Source organism: Vibrio sp. Isolate32, assembly GCF_022397955.1.
Classification (GTDB): domain Bacteria; phylum Pseudomonadota; class Gammaproteobacteria; order Enterobacterales; family Vibrionaceae; genus Vibrio.
The window spans coordinates 131,832-150,183 of sequence record NZ_JAKEUQ010000006.1 but is presented as its reverse complement, the minus strand read 5'-3'; the positions used below and the strand labels follow the sequence as shown (position 1 = coordinate 150,183).

Here is an 18,352-nt window from a genome sequence, read left to right as displayed (position 1 = left end):
TAGAGATTAGTGATTGATCCAGTGTTTACAGGCTAGTTCAGCCACCATCATCTCAATGTCGTATGGCACTGGTTGAGGTATCTTAGTGAGTGATTTAGCATTCAGTGCTATACGCTCAAGGCTTAAAGTTTGCAATGCAAGACCTAAGTCCATAATTTCAATTGGATTTCCATCTCCTGCAGACAGATTTACCAAGTTAGCATCAGATAAGACGAACAACACTTTGTCTTCACCTGCGATTTGATAAGCGGTAACGTGGGGACGTATACGATAAACACTCTCGCTCATCTCATTGAGTTGAGGTAGGTTAATTTCTCGTTGAAAGTGACCTGCGTTTACGAGAATGGTTTTATCACGCATGAGTTTGAAATGTTCTTTGCGTAGAACATCGTCGCGACCTGTGATCGTAACAACTATGTCTGCATCCGATAGCGCTTTTTCGAGCGTTGAGGTGTAGAAACCTTCCATATGCGCTTCAAGCTTAGTAAGAGAATTGCTCTCAACCACGGTTACATGAGCGCCCATACCACGCAAACGTTGTGCAGTACCAGAACCACAGTAACCATAGCCGATAACAATTACTTTCTTTCCATGTAGCATTACGTTTGTGGCTCGCATAATGCCGTCAACAACAGAAGACCCCACCCCAAAGCGATTTTCAATGACACGCTTAGACATGGTGTCATTGATGATTAATGTTGACCACTTATCAGATTTGAAGTCTTCACGGAGACGGTTTGCCCCAGTGGTTGTTTCTTCTGTTGCACCTAACAGCGTGCCTTGCAGATGCTCAAATTCAGGGTGTGTAAACACAAGCTCGTGTAAGTCTGCACCATTATCAGCAATTATGTCTGGGTTAAAGCTGAGAACATTTTCACAGTAACGAATGTGGTCTCCAAATGATTCATTACGATGAGAAAATACATGAACACCGTAGTCTTTTACGAGCGCTGCTGCGGTTTCATCTTGGGTCGAGCCTGGTGAACCTGTCAGTACAACTTTTGCCCCGCCTTTTGTTAGGGCTTCCATCCATACGCCTGTTTTCGCTTCTACATGTAGACAGATGCCGATAGTCAAATGCTTGAATGGTTGTTCTTTTTCTAGGCGCTCGATAAGACTTCGCATAATCGGCATGTGTTCACGCGCCCAAGCGATTCGTTTAGTACCGCTAGGTGCAAGACTCAAATCTGCTACGTGATGGATGATGTTCGTCATTTCAGTATCCTTTTGGGGAAATAGGGATAGACACAGAATGCGCGAAATGGAGTTTTTGAAAAACAAAGCTACGTGGAAAGATTGTTCTTCTAAGGAAACTATAACGTGAGGTGTATAGAAGGAACTTCTGAAGTTTTTAGTAGTCGTACGTTAGAATAGATTTGCTATTTGAGGCTCTCTGATGAAAAACCTGAATCTAAACTTGGTTACTACCTTTTACACCGTAGTTAAGAACAATTCTTTTTCTCAGGCAGCCGATGAGTTGATGTTATCTAAGTCAGTTATTAGCAAGCAAATACGCCAATTAGAGAATGAGTTGCAATGTACACTGATTCAGCGCACCACTCGAACGCTTTCATTAACTGAACATGGACAGTATCTCTATGAACGTTACTCAAAGGTTCTAGACGACATCAAAAACGCCCATGACGTGATCGACCAACGAAATGACACATTGAGTGGTTCTTTTAAAGTGCGGATCCCCATTGTTCTTGAGAATGACTTAAGCTTAATGAAAAAAATCAGTTCGTTTGCACAAGTTTACCCGAAAGTAGAGCTCGAGTTTCTTTATGGATATACACTAGATAATTTAGTCGCTGACGGCATCGATTTAGCCTTTCATATCGGTGACATGCCTGATAGCAGCTTTCGATGTAGAAAGATAAAAGACATAGGTACTAGAGTTGTCGCATCCAAGAATTATCTAGATAAAAATGGTAAGCCAAGCGTTCCGTCTGACTTAAAACAGCATCAATGTATGAACTATCGAAGTTGCCTGACTAAGGACAAATGGCGCTTTAATTTTTCAGATGAAACATACGAATTTGTTGATCTCAATTCAGCGATTCGATCTGACTCTGAAGCTATGCTCGTCGAGATGGCAAAGAATGGGGTGGGCGTTGCATGCGCACTAGATTTTCTTGTTAATGATTACATTGAGCAAAAACAACTGGAAAATTTGTTGACAAACTACACGTGGTCTACTGAATTGTACGTTGTTTATCCTAGTTCGGTTATAGTGTCTCATAAGGTGAGAACTTTTATTGACCACATTTTGCAATGACTTCACTGGTTACTGTGGGCTACTACGACAACCCAACTCATCAATAAATCAATAACCTGTGTTTAGTAGTAGCAATGATCTGCTCCAGCAATAAAACAACGCTTAACAAAAAGGGAAGCAAGCGACTAAAAAGTTCGCTTGCCTGACTTTGAGTTTTAGTTACTCAGTGAGTGAATATTGAATACTAAAGCGTGTTTTTGTACACCTTACCGTCTTTCATGATCAGTTTTTGTGTCTCTGTATTGGCAACACATGCCACACCTTCTAGTGGGTTACCATCGATGATCAGTAGGTCGGCATAAGCGCCTTCAACCACTTGACCAAGTTTGCCTTCTTGGTACGGGTGTTGGTATGTCGACATTTCGAATAGTCGTCCACAGTTTGACGTCGCCATGCGAAGTGCAGTGATGGTATCGAATACTTGCTCAATCGCACCAAGCTCATTCAGCTGGGTCGCATGCACATTGGTTTCGCCCACACAGTCGGTACCAAACGCGATGTTTTGGATGTCGTATTTCTTAATCAGTTCTGCCGACTTGAACATGGCTTTACCCACACGCTCTGTTTTGCGATATGTCTCTTCGTTTGGCAGTGGGATCTTACGCTTTGCAATCAATGAAGAGGTAAAGTAAGACGGGATCACCCAAATACCTTTCTCTTTGATGATCTCGGCGATCTCGTCATCCATGATAGTAGCGTGTTCGAAAGACATGACGCCCGCTTCAGCTGCTCGACGCATCGCATCGGAAGTGTGGATGTGCGCGGCAACATAAGTACCATAGTCTGAAGCGGCTTGTACTGCAGCTTCCATCTCGTCAGAAGTAAACTGCAATGTGTCTAGCGGGTCGAAGGTCGATGATGCACCGCCACCTGCCATGATCTTGATTTGTGATGCGCCCATAAATAGTTGTTCACGTACGGCTTTCAATACTTCTGAACGGCCATCGGCCACTCGCATCGCGCCTAGCTTCATCATTGGCGAGTCTTCGTGCCCATTAGCCAAACGCTCTTGTGCTTGGTTTTGGCGATAATCTGAGTGACCGCTGGTCTGTGAAATCGCCGCCATTGAAGGAAGAATACGTGGGCCAGTCGCGTAGCCGTTGTCGATACTGTTTTTAAGGCCAAGCGTGTTACCTGCGACATCACGAATAGTGGTAAAACCGCGCATCAGCATCTCTTCTGAAATCTTGGCAGAGCGAATTGCGACTTCTTCACGTGTCATAGTATCAATCACATTGAAAGGTGCAGATAGCGTGATATGAACGTGGGCGTCAATCAAGCCAGGCATTACCGTGCCACCTTGAGCATCAATGATTTCATCGGCTAACGTAGCGTCAACCTCACCAATTTGAGTGATCAAGTTGTCTTCGATAAGAATAGATACGTTCTCGATTAGGTTGTTATCAACACCGTTAAATACGTTCGCGTTAGTGATTAGCTTTTTCATAGTCTGCACCTTTTTCAAATGAGTGTTTGTCGCTGATGGAGCCATCTTATGAGGTGACGCCTATGAAAAATGGCCATTTGATGACAAGCAGTGACGAGACTTATCTTTTGGCACTTTTCTATATTATTGAGTATTGCCGTATAGAGGGAAGAGAATTATTGGTACAGAAAATGATCAATCAATAAAGATTAACAATTTTGAATGGAAAGGGGATGGTGTCACCAAATGGTAAGTTTTGTTCTGATTCGAACGCTAAGATGTATTTCAAATCGAGGCTACTTATCAAATTAAAGAGAGACAACATGACTAATTCAGACAAAGTTTACGGATTCAATACACCACAACGTTTATTTGTTGGTTACACGTTAGCAGTGCTAGTGGACCTAGTGGTTCTTAACTTCTTTGATGAGTACTGGGACTTTGTGAATATCGAGTCTTTCACTATCTCTTTGATAGCGGCGTTGTTGCTTCAGCTACTATTGAAACTTTCTATTGGCCTAGAACATAAGATTGCTGAGCACTTTAAAAGCAAGCCGGGTATGGCTCCTAAGGTTTACCGAGCAATTACCACTTACATTATTTTGGTGGGTTCGAAGTTTGTCATGCTAGAAGCGATTAACTTATTGTTCGGTGACAAGGTGAGCTTTACTGGCCCTTGGAACGGTATTGTTGCTTTCTTTGCTGTGGTATTTACGATTCTAATTGCTGAAGTGCTTGTGTCGAAGATTTACTTTGTTTTGGATGATAAGCAGGAAGAGAGTGGTAGAAAGGTAGATGGTAAAAAAGTGGAAGCATAGCCTAAACGTTGATGCTCTGGACTCCAAATAAAAGGGTTGGTACTAAATGCCAACCCTTTAATTATTAACAAACTTTAGAACTTAACCTGATAGTTCAGAGTGTAAGTACGTCCACGGCCTTTGTAGCCGTATGCAGCTGGAGCGTAGTGTGCTGAGTACACAATTTGAGCACGCTGTCCCCAAATGGTTGTGTAGTCTTCGTTCAATAAGTTTTGAATACCGAAGCCAAGGCTACCAACAGGAAGCTGATAGGTACCGACTAAATCAAACACGGTGTAACCATCTAGCTTGTTTTGATCCGCATCTTCGTAATCGAACATAGTTTGGCTTTGTAGTTTTACAGATAGATCTGTGTCGTACCAACCAGCCCATGCGTTCGCTTTCGATGTACTTGCTTCACCCGCGGTAAAGTCTTCCCAACCGTCGTCACCTTTTACTTCAGAAATCACATAGTGGCCAGATGCGCCAAGCTGAATGTTATCGTGTACCCAGTAAGAGGCCATCGCTTCTAGGCCGTAAACACGCTTCTTATCATCAATTTCTTCGATAAGTAATGTGTTCTTGTTGTAACTCACAGACTTGTCGGATTGCGAGTAGTACGCCGCCGTTTGTAGGTTTAGCTCGCCGGTTTCTAAGCGGTAACCTAGCTCGAAGCTGTTGGTTTTAATACCAGACATCTTTGAATCATTCACATTGATGCTGTCGTTCAGTTGCCAATGATCGCCAACCAGTGTGTAGTCACCTTGTCCGTAGTATTTTGCAGGGTCAGCAAGGTCAAAGCCTTGAGAGAAGTTTGCCCATACTTGAGACTCGTTGTTTAGGTGGTAAATCGTACCCAAGTTAAATAGACCAACGGTGTAGCTTGTTTCACCGCCTGGTACCGCATCGGCAGACGTGCCAGTGCCAGAGGCAATTTTCTTTTGTTGGCTGTAACCGACAAAATCATCAATCTCGTTAGACATATATTGGTAGCGGAAACCACCTTCGACAGTCCAATCATTGGTTATCGCATAATCCGTTTGGATAAAGCCAGCAATTGAGCTCACTTTTACACCAGGGTAGCGACCTGTTTTAGCATACGTTTTGTTGATCAAATTACCAGAATCATTGGCAATCGTTGGATCATACAGAGCTTGGTTACTATCCAGTTTGTCTTGATAAGCATCAATACCGTAAACAAGATTGAACTTGTTAAAGCTTTTCGCTAATGCTGTTTTAAGTGAGATAACGTCGGTAATTTGCTGACCAGAAGATTGGTAATAAGGTGTATAAGTTTGATCTTCTTTTCGATAAGACGCTTCTGCGATCAGCTGATGACCAAGGAACTGCTCATCAATATAGGAAGCACTCAACATGATGCGCTCTGTGCCATGTTCGCGGTCTGAATCAAATCCTTTTCTTACATCAACAAAGTCACTGCCGACAATGTATAGGCCGTAAGGTGAATCTTGTTGGCTATCGTAGTATTGAGCAAGGAAGTTAAGCTTCTGAGTCTCAGTGATGTTGACACCCACTGTAGTTAAGAAGTCGACCGTCTTATTAAATTGCAGCGAACCTTGTGAAATATCAGGGGTAACAATGTCACCATTTGCATCGAAGAAGCCTTGTGTCTCTGTGTAAACCACAGAAGAGCGAGCTTGAACCGTCTCGTTGCCACCAGAGATAGACTGACCGATTTTGTAATCGAAATCTTCATTCGAGTTGAAGCCAGATGAACCGCCAACAAAGGATTCGAATTCTAGCTCTTCACCTTGCGCTTTTTTGGTGATGATATTGATAACACCACCCGAAGCGCCTGCACCATAAATCGAGGTTGCGCCTGATAATACTTCAATACGGTCGATGTTGAATGGGTCGATGGAATCTAGGTGGCGACTGATTGGACGAGACGACTGTAATGATACGCCGTCAATCATTACTAGCATTTTACGACCACGTAAGTTTTGACCGTAGTTAGTGCGGGCACCACTGCTAACATCTAAAGATGGGATGGTCGCCGATAGAATCTCACCTAGTGATTTACCACCTCGATACTCTTGTTCAATTTGTTCAGCATCGATATACCAAACGGTACCAGGGATATCACTGATGGCTTTAGGCGTGCGGCTAGAAACCACCACCATTTTTTCTTCAGTTGTTAGATCTTGAGCTTGGGCTGTGAATACTGTAGTTACTGCCGCAACTGCTAATGCGACGGTGGAAAGCTTGAAACTTCCTTTTTCGGTCTTCATTTTTTTCTCTGCATTTATCAATGAAAGGCTGCACACATTTCTTTTGGCGCGGTGACTCTATTTTTTATTGTGTTTATCCAGACTCAACAGAGTGGTGAGTAATGACGAATCGGATAAGTGAGTCGTTATTACTGCTGTTTCTGCTCTTGGTCTAAATAAGAATCATTATTATTGTATTTCTGATGTGAAAAAACAATATGAGAATGCAATTTATTTTCAAATGCAATAATAGTGTCTGTTTTATAGGATCGTTAAAGCCCAGCTCTTATGTCTGGTTTCATATTAAGCTTATGATTAAATAGTATTTTTTGCGTTGGGCGAGAGGCGACGGAAAGTAAATGAAGAGAGAGCAGCATCAAAGTATGCTGCTCCTAGGTTAGTTGTTTTTTCCTGAAAGACTGCTGAGTAATTGTTCTCGTTGCTCGCGCGATACGTTCATGACATTGTTGTAGGTGCGATTCATTACTCGTATATCGTTTTCGAGCAGTTGGGCTAGTTGTGTTGAGGCACTTTGATTGTCGCCTTCTAGAACTAGATCCATGATGTCCAAGCGGCGCTGGCATGACTTAACCACGGAAGATTGAATATGCATAGAGACCAAATCCGTAGCCTTACGTAGACGATTTTGTTGTTGCATCATCCCTAACAAAAATCGGTTTCCGGAGCTAGCTGCGATCAGTTCATGGAAGTCGACACTCAGCGCAAAAAGTTGACTAGCGGAAGTCGATTTTGGATTGTTGATGGCGTATATATGGCGATCTCGGCATGCTTCGAGTTCGCTACGCTTTAAGTTCCATGTCGGCTCAAGTAGTCCTGCGGGTTCAAAGATCAAGCGGCATCGATAGCTCTCGGTATGCCTTTCAAGTGTGTTTAGAACACCATCAAGTTGCCATTTATAGCCGGGGCTGCGACGGAAAATACCATCGCTTTCTAGTAGGCGAGTGACATTTTGAATTTCGCCACGGTTGGCCTCATACCGTTCTTGTAAATCTTTTTCCGAGAAGGAGCTGCTTAATTCCCCAAAGAACAGGTCCATTAAAATATTCAGGTACAGTTGTTCTTGGCGGGGCTGTTCGTCGTCTGTCGGTACGTCTAGCTTAATATCAGCCGCATCCATTTGAAGCACCGAACCTTTATAGGGAACAACCTTAGTAATGCCCTGACTCGACAAATGTTTTAAAACGGCGCGTATTGGACTTCTTGAAACTTCGAATTGTTGTGCCAAAGAAGATTCATTGAGGCTACTACCGGCTTTAGCGTCTTCGGCTTTTAAGCTAGCAATGACTTTAAACAGCAAGTCTTGTTGGAGCTTTGTAATTGTCGTTATGTCCATAGGGCTTACAAATCAGTTTGTTATTGGAACCATGGTAAACATAAAAGTGCTCGAATACCATTTATTGTGTTTCTGCAACCAAAAAACAATTGCTAGTATTCCGGATTAGCGATGTCGGTGAGAGGATAAACAAGGATTGAAGGGGTAAAGACAGAATTGAAATAAGCCTCCACTTCGGAGTTCAGCGAAGTGGAGGAGAAATTAATAGGCTTGTTGAAAGGTTACTTTCTCATTAGGTAAAGGAAGTAGCCACCCCCAAGTAGAGAAGCAAGCAGCCCAGCAGGGAACTGCCAAGGGAACCACAACGTACGGCCAATCCAGTCCGCTGCGACCATGATGATCGCGCCCAACAATGCCGCTGTTAGCATTTGCGGGAGCGCTCTATATTGGTGAAGCGAGCGGGCCATGTGAGGCGCTAACAGTCCGATGAAGCTCAGCGGACCAATAACGATGGTGCACAGCGTAGTCAGTGTTGCGACCAATAACAGCAAGGCTAAGCGAACTGTGGTTGTGTTCATCCCCAAACTGCTGGTGGTTACTTCCCCCAGGTTTATAAGCTCAATCCAGCGATGCAGTGAAAGGGAAATAGCACCAACAATTGTCACACCAACAGCAAGTAAAACGACATCTTGTGTGGCAACCAGATACGTTGAACCCGATAACCAAGTCAGCAGTGCCGTGGCATTTTCGTTACCTGAACTCATCGTAATACGCAGCAAAGCATCCAGCCCTGCACTTAACGCGATACCGGTTAATAGAGTTTGCGTTGGCGCGAAGTTGTGCTTTCTGCCCATCAACCAAACTACAGCCGTAACAGACGTTGCTCCAAGTGTACCAAGCAGCATTTGTTCTTCGCGTCCAATCGAGTTGCCCCAGAGTGTGCCAAGAACCAGCGCTAGGGCAGCACCTGAACTTATGCCCAATACTTCCGGGCTCGCCATCGGATTAATTGAAATGCGCTGAATAATGGTACCTGCAAAAGCAAGGCCAATACCGGCTAACAGTGCAACCAGTACTCGTGGCGTGCGTAATTCGAATAAGGATTCATGAATCTCAATACTCCAGCCGAATTGGTTTTTGCCGACAGTGAGCGCAATCAAACATGTAACCGCCAATACCAAAGACATAGCAATCAAGGTTTTGGCTGTGCTAACTCGCTTGTACTGTTCTATATGCTCGTTACGGCTCTTGAGAGCCGATTGAAGTTTAGTACGTTGCAATAGCCACAATAAAAATGGAGCGCCAAGTAATGCTGTCATTGCGCCCGTTGGTAGTAGCTCTCCACCAAAACCTGAGAATGGCTGAATCACTAAATCGACAATCAATAGGATTAAACTACCGATCAAGCCACTGGTTAAAATTTGTTTAGCTAATGATCTAACGCCTAGCAGCCTTGCAATCGCTGGGGCAACAATACCTACAAAGCCGATTAAGCCCACCTCACTGACTACCGCAGCGGTGATAAAGATTGCGAGTGATAGACACAACAGTTTGATTTGCTTAATGTTCACGCCTAGCGAAGTGGCGACATTATCACCAAACTGTAATGCAGATAATGGTCTTTGCAGGGCGAGCAGTAGTAGAGTTGGAATGGCAATCAGGGGTAATAAAACTTGAACGCTAGACCAATCATTTTGGTTAAGCACACCAGCGCCCCATACGAATACACTGGTAAGCTGTTGCTCATGCAGCATCAGTAGCATGGTGTTGAGTGATCCTAAAAATAGGCTCACGACCATACCCGCCAGAACCATATGCAGTGGCGAAAACCCACGTGCAGAGCTGAGTGCAAAGACTAAACCCGTAGCAAGGCAGCCACCAATGAAAGCAGGGATAAAAAGAGGAACAGCGACACTTGCCGGGATTAAAAGCAAACCCAATACCATACCTAGCTCTGCGCCCGCAGCGACACCCAGTGTCGTGGGTGAAGCAATAGGGTTACGTAACACAAACTGCATCACACAGCCGGCGACCGCTAGTGCAAAACCACACAGGAGTGCAACAGCAAGTCTGGGTAAATAAGTGAGATGGGTGATCAGGTGTTGGTAGTTCGCTGAATCAAAATGAAAGAGCGTATCCCAAATCAACTCAATGCCTTTCGAGTAGGGGGCAGTTACCTGCAGTAGCGAGCAGATAAGGAGAACAGCCGTAACCGATAGAGCGACTGTTTTAACGTGAGTTCTTGCCACTGCTGAACCTTCAATCTTGGTGGTTGCTATCATTTTTGGGTCAGTAGTTCTGTTATGTGGTCACTAAATCTTTGCGCAGCGATAAGACCTCCAAAGGTCCAGATGCTCGGAAGCTCATACACTGAATCTGTTCTGGTGAATTCCATTGCCTGCCAAAGTGCAGATTGAGTGAGTTGATTTTTTTCGTTTTCAGTCAAAGGACCAAAAAGCATCACGTTTGTTTGTTGATGTTCCGCGAGCCTAACGACACCTGTGGTGCTAAAGCCCCAAAGGTTGGTCGGTTCCTGCCAATCGTTTTTTAGCCCCATCGCTTGAATGGTCGCTTGAGCTAGTGAACCTTGGCTGTGAATTCGTAAAGTTTTATCGTTGATGAAACGTGCAAAGATCAATGGCTTATCTGAATTGCCTGCTGCTTGTATTTTCTCACCGTTGTCGTGAAGTCGCTGCTTTGTGTCTGCAATAATTTGTTGAGCTCTTTGTTCTTGGTCGAACAATTTACCAAGCGACAACGTAATCGCCGTTGCAGATTCAATCGGCTGCTTCTTTTGGCTGTAAACGCTATAAACTAACACCGGAGCAATTTTATTGAGTTGGTGATAAGCCGCAGCCATGTGTTCGCTAATTAGGATTACATCAGGCTTCAACTTAGTTAATAGTTCTAAGTTAGGCTCGCGTCGAGAACCAACATCGGTGACACCTTGGTTCGACTCTGGCTTCACAACCCACTGTTGATAGCCTTTGGCATCGGCAATGCCTTCTAGCTCAACGCCAAGGCTGAGCACCGTTTCTGACAGAACCCAATCTAACGCCACAACTTTTTTAGGGGTTGTTTCGAAAGAAGCGGTTCCCATTTCGTGTGTGATTTCTAATGCATGAGGGCTCTCTAGCGCATAAGCATTAAATACGAATAAGACAGACAGTAACGCCATGAACTTTTTCATAACAGATTCCTCATCATTTAAGGGATATAACTGATTGGTTGCCCTGTTTCAGGGTGGTCGAATAGCGCCAGCTCCATGCCATAGATTTTCATCAGCGTTTCCGGTGTCATCAACTCTTTCGGAGAGCCAGAAGCGATCACTTCACCGGAGTGAAGAGCAATAAGATGGTCACTGAATTTTGCCGCCATATTGACGTCATGAAGTACCATAATCACGGTCAAACCAAGCGATTGGTTAAGTTCTCGAATTAAAGCCAGTAACTCATGTTGATGGGCAACATCTAATGCCGATGTTGGTTCGTCTAATAAAATACATTGGCTTTGTTGAGCAAGCAGCATGGCGACCCAAGCTCTTTGTCGCTCACCACCCGATAGGGTTGCAACGAATCTATCTGAGAAAGCGTTCAAGCCTACTTTCTCAATAGCTTCATCGACAATTTGGTAGTCTTCTTTGCTGTATCTTCCAAATGCGCCTTTCCAAGGGTAGCGACCAAAGCAAACTAACTCACGAACGGTAACACCATCAGTAATAGGTGGGTGCTGCGGTAGGTAAGCGACTTGATGTGCAAACTCTAGGTTACTGTAGGAAGACAGTGGTTGTTCGTTCAAGAATACTTCTCCCTGGGTTGGGGCATTTTGTCGACTCAGTAGTTTCATGAGAGTCGATTTACCGCATCCATTATGACCAAGTAATGTGGTGACCTTTTTAGGCTCAAAGGTTAATTGGGTAGGGGAGAGGATCTTCTTACCGTCGATTTCGAACGAGGCATTGGTAAGTTTGTACATAGTGAAATATGAAGTTGAGTTATAGGCTACTAGCCGTTAATGTAACATAATGAAAAACAAATGATAATCATTCTTCAAATCAATTAGTTTACTGCCATTCATGTTGTTGCCCACTCACTTGCTTTCGAAAATAGCTTAATCAATCTCGATACTATGTCCGTTATACAAAACAAAAAATTTCATTTAGGGGCCATTAGCCTGATTTCGGCGTTGATGGGCATAGGACAAAACGGCTTACTTGTCTCCTTACCGTTTCTTGTTGAACACTCTGCGTTCAGCTTACCTACGTGGTCTATATTTATCGCGATTGGAAGTTTGCGGTTTTTGTCTTCCGCCCCTTTTTGGGGAAGGTACAGTGATAAACATGGCCCAAAGAAAGTGGTGTTACAGGCGTTATCTGGAATGGCGGTTAGCTTTGCGTTATTGACACTGTTTGCAATGAATAGCGGCTATTTTCAATCGGATAGCCATAGTGATCGTGTGTACATTGTCTGTTTTATTGGGCTGGTCATCGCACGAATTCTATATGGCTGCACGGTCGCAGGTTTGGTGCCGGCAAGTCAGCACTGGGCAATATTGTTGTGTGGTGAGAAGAACCGCTTGCAGGCGATAACATCGGTGAGTATCGGTTTGAGTGCTGGTCGATTGATTGGCCCACTCATTTCAATTGTGGCACTCAAATTTTCTTATTTCTCACCGCTCATGTTGATGATTCTACTGCCGTGTGTTGCGCTAGTCTTAGCTATTTTCTTGCCTGAACCGGCAATGCTAAGTACCAAGCAGGCCCAGCGAGAGAGCGCATCGTGGCTGCCCCAAAAAGGGCTATGGGTGTTTTTGTCGAGCGGGTTGTTGCTTTGTGCGACAGTGGCATTAAAGCAATATAGCTTCTCGCCACTCATTTATGCTGTTACTAGTTGGTCAACTGAAAAAGTGAGTGATGCGATTGGCGTATTATTAACCATTAGTGCAGCGTGTACTTTTTCGACTCAAGTTTTGGTGGTTAAGAAAAGCAAATTGACGCCCACAACTATGTATCGCTTTGGCGCTGCGCTGCTTGTTCCTGCATACACGGTATTTGCGACTGAAAAACAAAATGAAGCCCCCGGTACTGCCGTAGGCTTCATTTCGATGTCTCACACACCTGGCTATGGAGTCGCGTCGTTGCTGGCGTTCACCGCAACTCTCCATCCGCTATACCCAATCTATTTGTGTCTGATCTTTGCCACACTCATTCTTGCCGCATCGTTTTCAGTATCTAATAAAAAGAGTTCCTTAGGTTTAGAACGAGGCTAGGTTTTAATCGTTCTGCGTATACACCACATCGCCACGCAGTACCGTCATTAGCACTTGAGTCTTGGCGATGCCTCTTGCTGACAAGGTGGTGATATCTTTATCTAGAATGGCGAAGTCTGCAGATTTACCAACTTCAATCGTGCCCGTAATATCATCAATTCCTAGGCTTTTAGCTGCGTTGAGGGTGTAAGCGTCGATGGCGGTATAGATATCGGTTAGACCGGTCTTTCCCATGATCAAGCTATTCGCGATGCCAACCAGTGGGTTGATGTCGTGTACGTTCCAGTCACTGCTTAACGTGATATTGGCGTCGGTTTTGAGGATTGCGTCGAGGTTCATCATGGCTTTCGCGCGTCTAGCTCCAAGGAAGGCATTAGCCCATTCGTGGTCATGTTGCGCGACGTAGTCTGATCCAACTTGGAAATCTGCGGTTACGCCGAGTTGTTTAAATCGTGGAACATCCTCATTATTGATCAATTCAACGTGAGTTAGTGTGTATGGCTTTTTCGAACCTTGCTTACGTACGCTCTCGATGGCATCTAAAGATTCTCGAACTGCGCCGTCACCAATGGCATGTATGTGGGCACTAAAGCCGATTTTTTCTAGGGCCGTTAACCACTGCTTCATCTGTGCTGGTGGGATGTAGTTCAAGCCGTTAGGAGAGTTTGGTAAGTAAGTATCTAAGTACGGAGCGAGCGTTTTTGCTGTGCCATTGATAAAAATACCATCGCTGTACATTTTCACCTGATCGACCAACAATAGACGACTTTTTTCATCTGAGTACATCTTCTCAAACACTTCCAATTGAGAAGGCATGGCCATGGAAGGGTAAACCCAAGGGCGCAATGAGACGCGCGCTGTAAGGTCTTGGTTTTGCTCGGCTTCTAGCCAAATATCATACCAACCGCGCTTCCAATACATTCTACCGTCACCTATGGTGGTGATACCGTGCGCGGCCGCTTCTTTAAGGCCGTACATTAAGCCTTGGTAACTTTGTTCGAAGAGTTCGCTTTGACTGTTCCACGCCATTTCCATGACTTGGTCACCGGCGTTGTCCAGTAAGATGCCGTTGAGCTTACCGCTTGTAGGATCTTTTAAATATGCTCCGCCTTGTGGATCTGGTGATTGGGGACTAATTCGGGCGATTTTTAGCGCTTTGGAGTTAACCCACATTGAATGTGAAGTTTGCTCCATGATCACGACTGGTCGATCGGGGAAGACACTGTCGATGATCTCAAGTGGCGTGTACTCGGAGTCACTGTTGATTGTGGATTCCAAAGAAAATCCATACCCCATCAACCATCCTCTGCCGTTTGAATCAGCATTGATTTTGCAGGCTTCTAAGTAGGGGATTTGTTCTTCAAGTGTTGCTTCTGAATCCAGCTCGCAAGTGCCACCCAGCTCAGAGGCGGCCTCAAAAACATGGTTGTGGTTGTCTATGAAACCCGGCAGAACAAAAGCATTCCCTAAGTCGATAACGTCGGTATTCTGCCCTTGAAACGTTTTGGCTTCTTCGAGGTCGCCAATAAAAATGATCTTGCTGTCATGGGTAACGATAGAATCTGACTCTCGATGCCCGTATATATCGGCATTAGTGAAAATTTGGTCAGCCGCTTGGCTTTGCACTGCTGATTTAGCTTGTGCGAGGGCCGGTGATACGGCACTTAACGTTGTGACTAAAGCGGCTAATGCAGTGCGTGGCAGAGTAAGCTTGTTGTTCATTATTGTGTCTTCCATGTTCCACTGTTTAATAAGTATAGAAAGCGAGTGGTCAGTGTGAAACTTTACATGAATGAGGAACAAAAGCCGCGATTACCCCGCGTATTGTGGCTTTGGTATGCCTTTCATCATGGTTATTGTTTCAAACTTTTAAGCAGATCATTCTTGTACTCGGTGTATGAGTGATAGCCATAAAGTTTCCACGTGTGGTCACCTTTAATATTGTGGCTGTAGGTGATTTCTCCGATCCACTGCTGACGTGTGGCATGAATCATATCGCGTATTTTTAATAATAAAGTGTCCATAGTTGCTCTCCTGATTAAGTTCACCTGCAGTATATTTAGCGGAGAAAGTTGGATGAGTACCGTTAGCGCAATATCCAATACTTTTCAGTAAATGACTTAGCTAGTCATTTGTATGTTAGTGAGAGCAGCGTCAGGCCTTTGTTTTAAAAGCACTACAACGAGAGCTTCAGTCAGCGGTTGAAGAAAATTAGATTAAATGTGGCGTGTGATTTACTGCTAAATACAAGTCTGCCTGTGAATTTGATTATGGAAAAAGTCGGTTATGATAACCAAGCGAACTTCAATCGCCAGTTCAAATCTTATAAGCAGGTGACTCCTACTCAATATCGAGAGTCAATGAAGCGGCTTTGATTCATTCACCAACGAAACGATTTCCATAAACGTCTGAATAATTTAATGTTATATGAACCATGCTAATGGGGTTCACGTATTAACAAGGACGTAAGTTAAGACTCAAATGACTTACTCGTATTACGATTAAAACAAGTCGAGGTTAGGATGAAGAAAATACTTTTGCTGCTGAGTGTGATTTTATTGGGCGGATGCGTTGGCATGCCAGAAACCGTCAAGCCAGTTCAGCAGTTTGAATTGGATAGATATTTAGGGAAATGGTACGAAGTGGCTCGCTTAGACCACTCGTTTGAGCGCGGTTTAAGTAATGTGAGCGCTGAATACAGCCTACGCGATGATGGCGGCGTAAAAGTGATTAACCGCGGCTATTCGGCTGAAGAGGGCGAATGGAATGAGGCTGAAGGCAAAGCGTACTTTGTTGAAGGTAGCGACCAAGGTTACTTAAAGGTGTCGTTCTTCGGTCCGTTTTATGGTGCCTATGTGGTATTTGAATTGGAAGAGGAAGGATACCAATACGCGTTCGTTTCTGGGCCCGACACTGATTACTTATGGCTATTAGCAAGAACCCCTGAAGTCGCACCAGAAGTGATGGAGAAGTTTAAAGCGATGTCGAAAGAGCGTGGTTTTAATACCGATGAGCTGATCATTGTGGAACATACCCAATAAACCGATCGCTGTTATTGCTGAGAGTGACTGATGATTGATAAGGCACAGAGGATGAATTTCTCTGTGCTTTTTTTATTCAAAGATAGAGCTACAATTCACGAGGCTGGTTTCCGTTCAAGAAAAGTGCAACGCATTCGCGTGTGTAGTTGAGTCTTTCGTTATCGGATTCACCGCTATCATGACCGAAGAAAGACCAATAGGCTGATTTGCCATGAAACATCAGCAGCAGTTGACGAGCTGCAATGATCGGTGAGCTAGACGTCGACAAAGTAAGGTCACCAGAATCTATTTTCGATTGCAGGTAATCGGCGAGTAATTTTGTTGTTTTTTGAGGCCCACTTTCTAAATAGATAGAGGCGATCTCTGGGTGTGTGTTGGATTGGCTGACCGCATTCTGAAAGGTTTGTCGTGACTGTTCATCCAGCAATAAGTCCTGAAACTTCACACCAAACTTCATCAATTCTTCTTCCAAAGTGGCGTCCATATCAAAGGCTGAATGGCTCAGTTCACGCTCGGCACATTTGGTTTGCATGCAGGTTTCAAAAAGTACGTCTTTATTTTTAAAGTGAGAGTAGACCGTTTGCTTGGAAACGTTCGCTGCTTTGGCTATTTGATCCATATTGATCTTGAAGCCATGTTCAGAGAAAAGCTTACTTGCTGCGGTTAAGATCTGCGTTCTCTTTTGTTCACTTTTGATGATTTTCGTCACGTGCTTATTTCTCGCTACCTAGTGCTAACTTGTTGTGCGCTAGCATTATGCTTTTTGTGATGGTTTTATCAATCACTGACGATGAAACTTATTTTTAACACAATCAAACTAGACAGTCTAGTTTGATTTGGTTAGTCTAAAAAAAGAACACAATTGAGTACCGCATAGGAACAGTGAGTATGTATAAATTGATGAAGGGAAGCGCAGTAGCCGTGGCGTTGTCGACTCTTCTTGTTGGGTGTGGTGAAAGCACACAAGCCGAGACAACTACCGATGCAGCGAGCACTGCTGAATCGAACGGTACCGAATCGACAGTGTTAACGGTAGAAACTGTCGCCCTAGAGCGTTCTCCATCATACGAAGTACAACGTGAATATGTCGGTGTGGTAAAAGCGGGTCAACAGGCGAATCTCGGCTTTGAATTGGCGGGGAAAGTTAACGAGATTCTGGTGGATGTCGGTGACACAGTCACAGAAGGTCAGCCGTTAATCACGTTAGATACTCAGCTGTTGAAGACCGAATCGAGCCAACTAAAAGCACAAGCTGAAGAAGTGAAAGCTCAATTGAGCCTGGTTGCTGCGAACTTAAAACGTCAACGTTCACTGAAAGCAAAAGGCTTCAGTGCCGAAGCTGAAATCGATTCGCTAACCAGTGAGCAGCGTGTATTACAAGCGAACTTGCTGCGTATTGACGCCTCGGTGAAAGGTAATGATCTCAAGCTAGTGAAGTCTACGATTCTTGCTCCTTATTCTGGCACCATCGCTACTCGATTTGTCTCGCTAGGTGACGTGGTCAATGTCGGTAATCCGACGCTCACTCTATTGGCATCGGAAGGCAAAGAAGCCTTTATTGGTATTCCAGCCCATCAAATGCAAAAGGTCACGTCACTCTCTGCGCCTAGTATTCGAGTTGGACGTAACGATTATGCAGTAGAGCTATTGAACCCGGGCGCGATGGTCGACACTCAGTCTCGCAGTGTTGGATTACGCTACCTATTTCCGGAGCAATCTTCGGTATTGGAAGGGCAACTGGCCTATCTTCAATTTGACGAACAGGTTGAAGAACAAGGCTATTGGGTCCCTTTAACAGGCTTGATTGATGGCTTACGTGGTGTGTGGAATATCTTTGTGATTGGCGATGGCAACAAGGTTGAACGTAGAAGTGTTCAGGTGTTGTTTGCGAACAATCAACAGGCATACGTGAGTGGTGCGATTGAAGATGGTGAGCAGGTTATTGCGAGTGGTTTGCATCGCTTGGTTCCGGGGCAAACCGTGAAGCCAGTAAGCACTGCTGCTGAATAGGGAATAG

The 18,352-nt window shown here is 44.4% G+C and carries 15 protein-coding genes and 1 pseudogene; 6 read left to right on the top strand and 10 right to left on the bottom strand.

Annotation, left to right across the window (positions count from 1 at the left end; all coding sequences use genetic code 11):
- Nucleotides 1–6: 6 nt before the first annotated feature.
- Nucleotides 7–1,215 (bottom strand): adenosylhomocysteinase, encoded by a 1,209-nt coding sequence (locus L1D11_RS06800; RefSeq protein WP_239831559.1) that lies wholly within the window; start codon nt 1,213–1,215, stop codon nt 7–9.
- Between the two features lie 181 nt (nt 1,216–1,396).
- On the opposite strand from L1D11_RS06800, the gene L1D11_RS06795 reads away from it, so the two are divergent.
- Nucleotides 1,397–2,278 (top strand): LysR family transcriptional regulator, encoded by an 882-nt coding sequence (locus L1D11_RS06795; RefSeq protein WP_239831558.1) that lies wholly within the window; start codon nt 1,397–1,399, stop codon nt 2,276–2,278.
- Nucleotides 2,279–2,462: 184 nt separating this feature from the next.
- On the opposite strand, the gene L1D11_RS06790 is transcribed toward L1D11_RS06795, so the two are convergent.
- On the bottom strand, nt 2,463–3,725 hold the full coding sequence (locus L1D11_RS06790) for an amidohydrolase family protein (protein WP_239831557.1): 1,263 nt from the start codon (nt 3,723–3,725) through the stop codon (nt 2,463–2,465).
- A 302-nt stretch (nt 3,726–4,027) separates the two neighbouring features.
- Here L1D11_RS06790 and L1D11_RS06785 point away from each other — a divergent pair, with 302 nt between their 5' ends.
- Nucleotides 4,028–4,522, top strand: a complete 495-nt coding sequence (locus tag L1D11_RS06785; RefSeq protein ID WP_239831556.1) for a hypothetical protein — start codon at nt 4,028–4,030, stop codon at nt 4,520–4,522.
- A 74-nt stretch (nt 4,523–4,596) separates the two neighbouring features.
- Here the strand turns inward: L1D11_RS06785 and L1D11_RS06780 are convergent, their stop codons facing one another.
- The 5 genes from L1D11_RS06780 to L1D11_RS06760 form a co-directional block, all read right to left on the bottom strand.
- On the bottom strand, nt 4,597–6,753 hold the full coding sequence (locus L1D11_RS06780; RefSeq protein WP_239831555.1) for a TonB-dependent receptor: 2,157 nt from the start codon (nt 6,751–6,753) through the stop codon (nt 4,597–4,599).
- A gap of 376 nt (nt 6,754–7,129) precedes the next feature.
- The gene (locus L1D11_RS06775; protein ID WP_239831554.1) at nt 7,130–8,086 is read right to left on the bottom strand and encodes a GntR family transcriptional regulator; all 957 of its coding nucleotides are present in this window, start codon (nt 8,084–8,086) and stop codon (nt 7,130–7,132) included.
- 221 nt (nt 8,087–8,307) lie between these two features.
- Complete coding sequence (fhuB, locus tag L1D11_RS06770) at nt 8,308–10,305, bottom strand: Fe(3+)-hydroxamate ABC transporter permease FhuB (RefSeq protein WP_239831562.1); 1,998 nt, start codon at nt 10,303–10,305, stop codon at nt 8,308–8,310.
- Nucleotides 10,305–11,216: an iron-siderophore ABC transporter substrate-binding protein gene (locus L1D11_RS06765; protein WP_239831553.1), complete on the bottom strand. Its 912-nt coding sequence runs from the start codon at nt 11,214–11,216 to the stop codon at nt 10,305–10,307. Before L1D11_RS06765 ends, fhuB begins: the two co-directional genes overlap by 1 nt.
- 17 nt (nt 11,217–11,233) lie before the next feature.
- The gene (locus L1D11_RS06760) at nt 11,234–12,001 is read right to left on the bottom strand and encodes an ATP-binding cassette domain-containing protein (RefSeq protein WP_239831552.1); all 768 of its coding nucleotides are present in this window, start codon (nt 11,999–12,001) and stop codon (nt 11,234–11,236) included.
- 153 nt (nt 12,002–12,154) lie between these two features.
- Here L1D11_RS06760 and L1D11_RS06755 point away from each other — a divergent pair, with 153 nt between their 5' ends.
- Nucleotides 12,155–13,294 (top strand): MFS transporter, encoded by a 1,140-nt coding sequence (locus L1D11_RS06755; protein WP_239831551.1) that lies wholly within the window; start codon nt 12,155–12,157, stop codon nt 13,292–13,294.
- A gap of 3 nt (nt 13,295–13,297) precedes the next feature.
- Here the strand turns inward: L1D11_RS06755 and L1D11_RS06750 are convergent, their stop codons facing one another.
- Together L1D11_RS06750 and L1D11_RS06745 are read right to left on the bottom strand one after the other, a co-directional pair.
- Nucleotides 13,298–15,016 (bottom strand): amidohydrolase, encoded by a 1,719-nt coding sequence (locus L1D11_RS06750; protein ID WP_239831550.1) that lies wholly within the window; start codon nt 15,014–15,016, stop codon nt 13,298–13,300.
- A gap of 131 nt (nt 15,017–15,147) precedes the next feature.
- Complete coding sequence (locus L1D11_RS06745) at nt 15,148–15,318, bottom strand: hypothetical protein (RefSeq protein WP_239862298.1); 171 nt, start codon at nt 15,316–15,318, stop codon at nt 15,148–15,150.
- A gap of 84 nt (nt 15,319–15,402) precedes the next feature.
- Here L1D11_RS06745 and L1D11_RS06740 point away from each other — a divergent pair.
- Nucleotides 15,403–15,669 (top strand): annotated as a pseudogene (locus L1D11_RS06740) (AraC family transcriptional regulator); the annotation flags it as partial.
- 147 nt (nt 15,670–15,816) lie between these two features.
- Complete coding sequence (locus L1D11_RS06735; protein ID WP_137406976.1) at nt 15,817–16,335, top strand: lipocalin family protein; 519 nt, start codon at nt 15,817–15,819, stop codon at nt 16,333–16,335.
- An 88-nt stretch (nt 16,336–16,423) separates the two neighbouring features.
- On the opposite strand, the gene L1D11_RS06730 is transcribed toward L1D11_RS06735, so the two are convergent.
- Entirely contained in the window at nt 16,424–17,044 is a 621-nt protein-coding gene (locus L1D11_RS06730) for a TetR/AcrR family transcriptional regulator (protein ID WP_239831549.1), read from the bottom strand.
- Nucleotides 17,045–17,223: 179 nt separating this feature from the next.
- Between L1D11_RS06730 and L1D11_RS06725 the strand changes: the two genes are divergently transcribed.
- Nucleotides 17,224–18,345, top strand: coding sequence for an efflux RND transporter periplasmic adaptor subunit (locus L1D11_RS06725; RefSeq protein ID WP_239831548.1), 1,122 nt, complete (start codon nt 17,224–17,226; stop codon nt 18,343–18,345).
- Nucleotides 18,346–18,352: the final 7 nt, after the last annotated feature.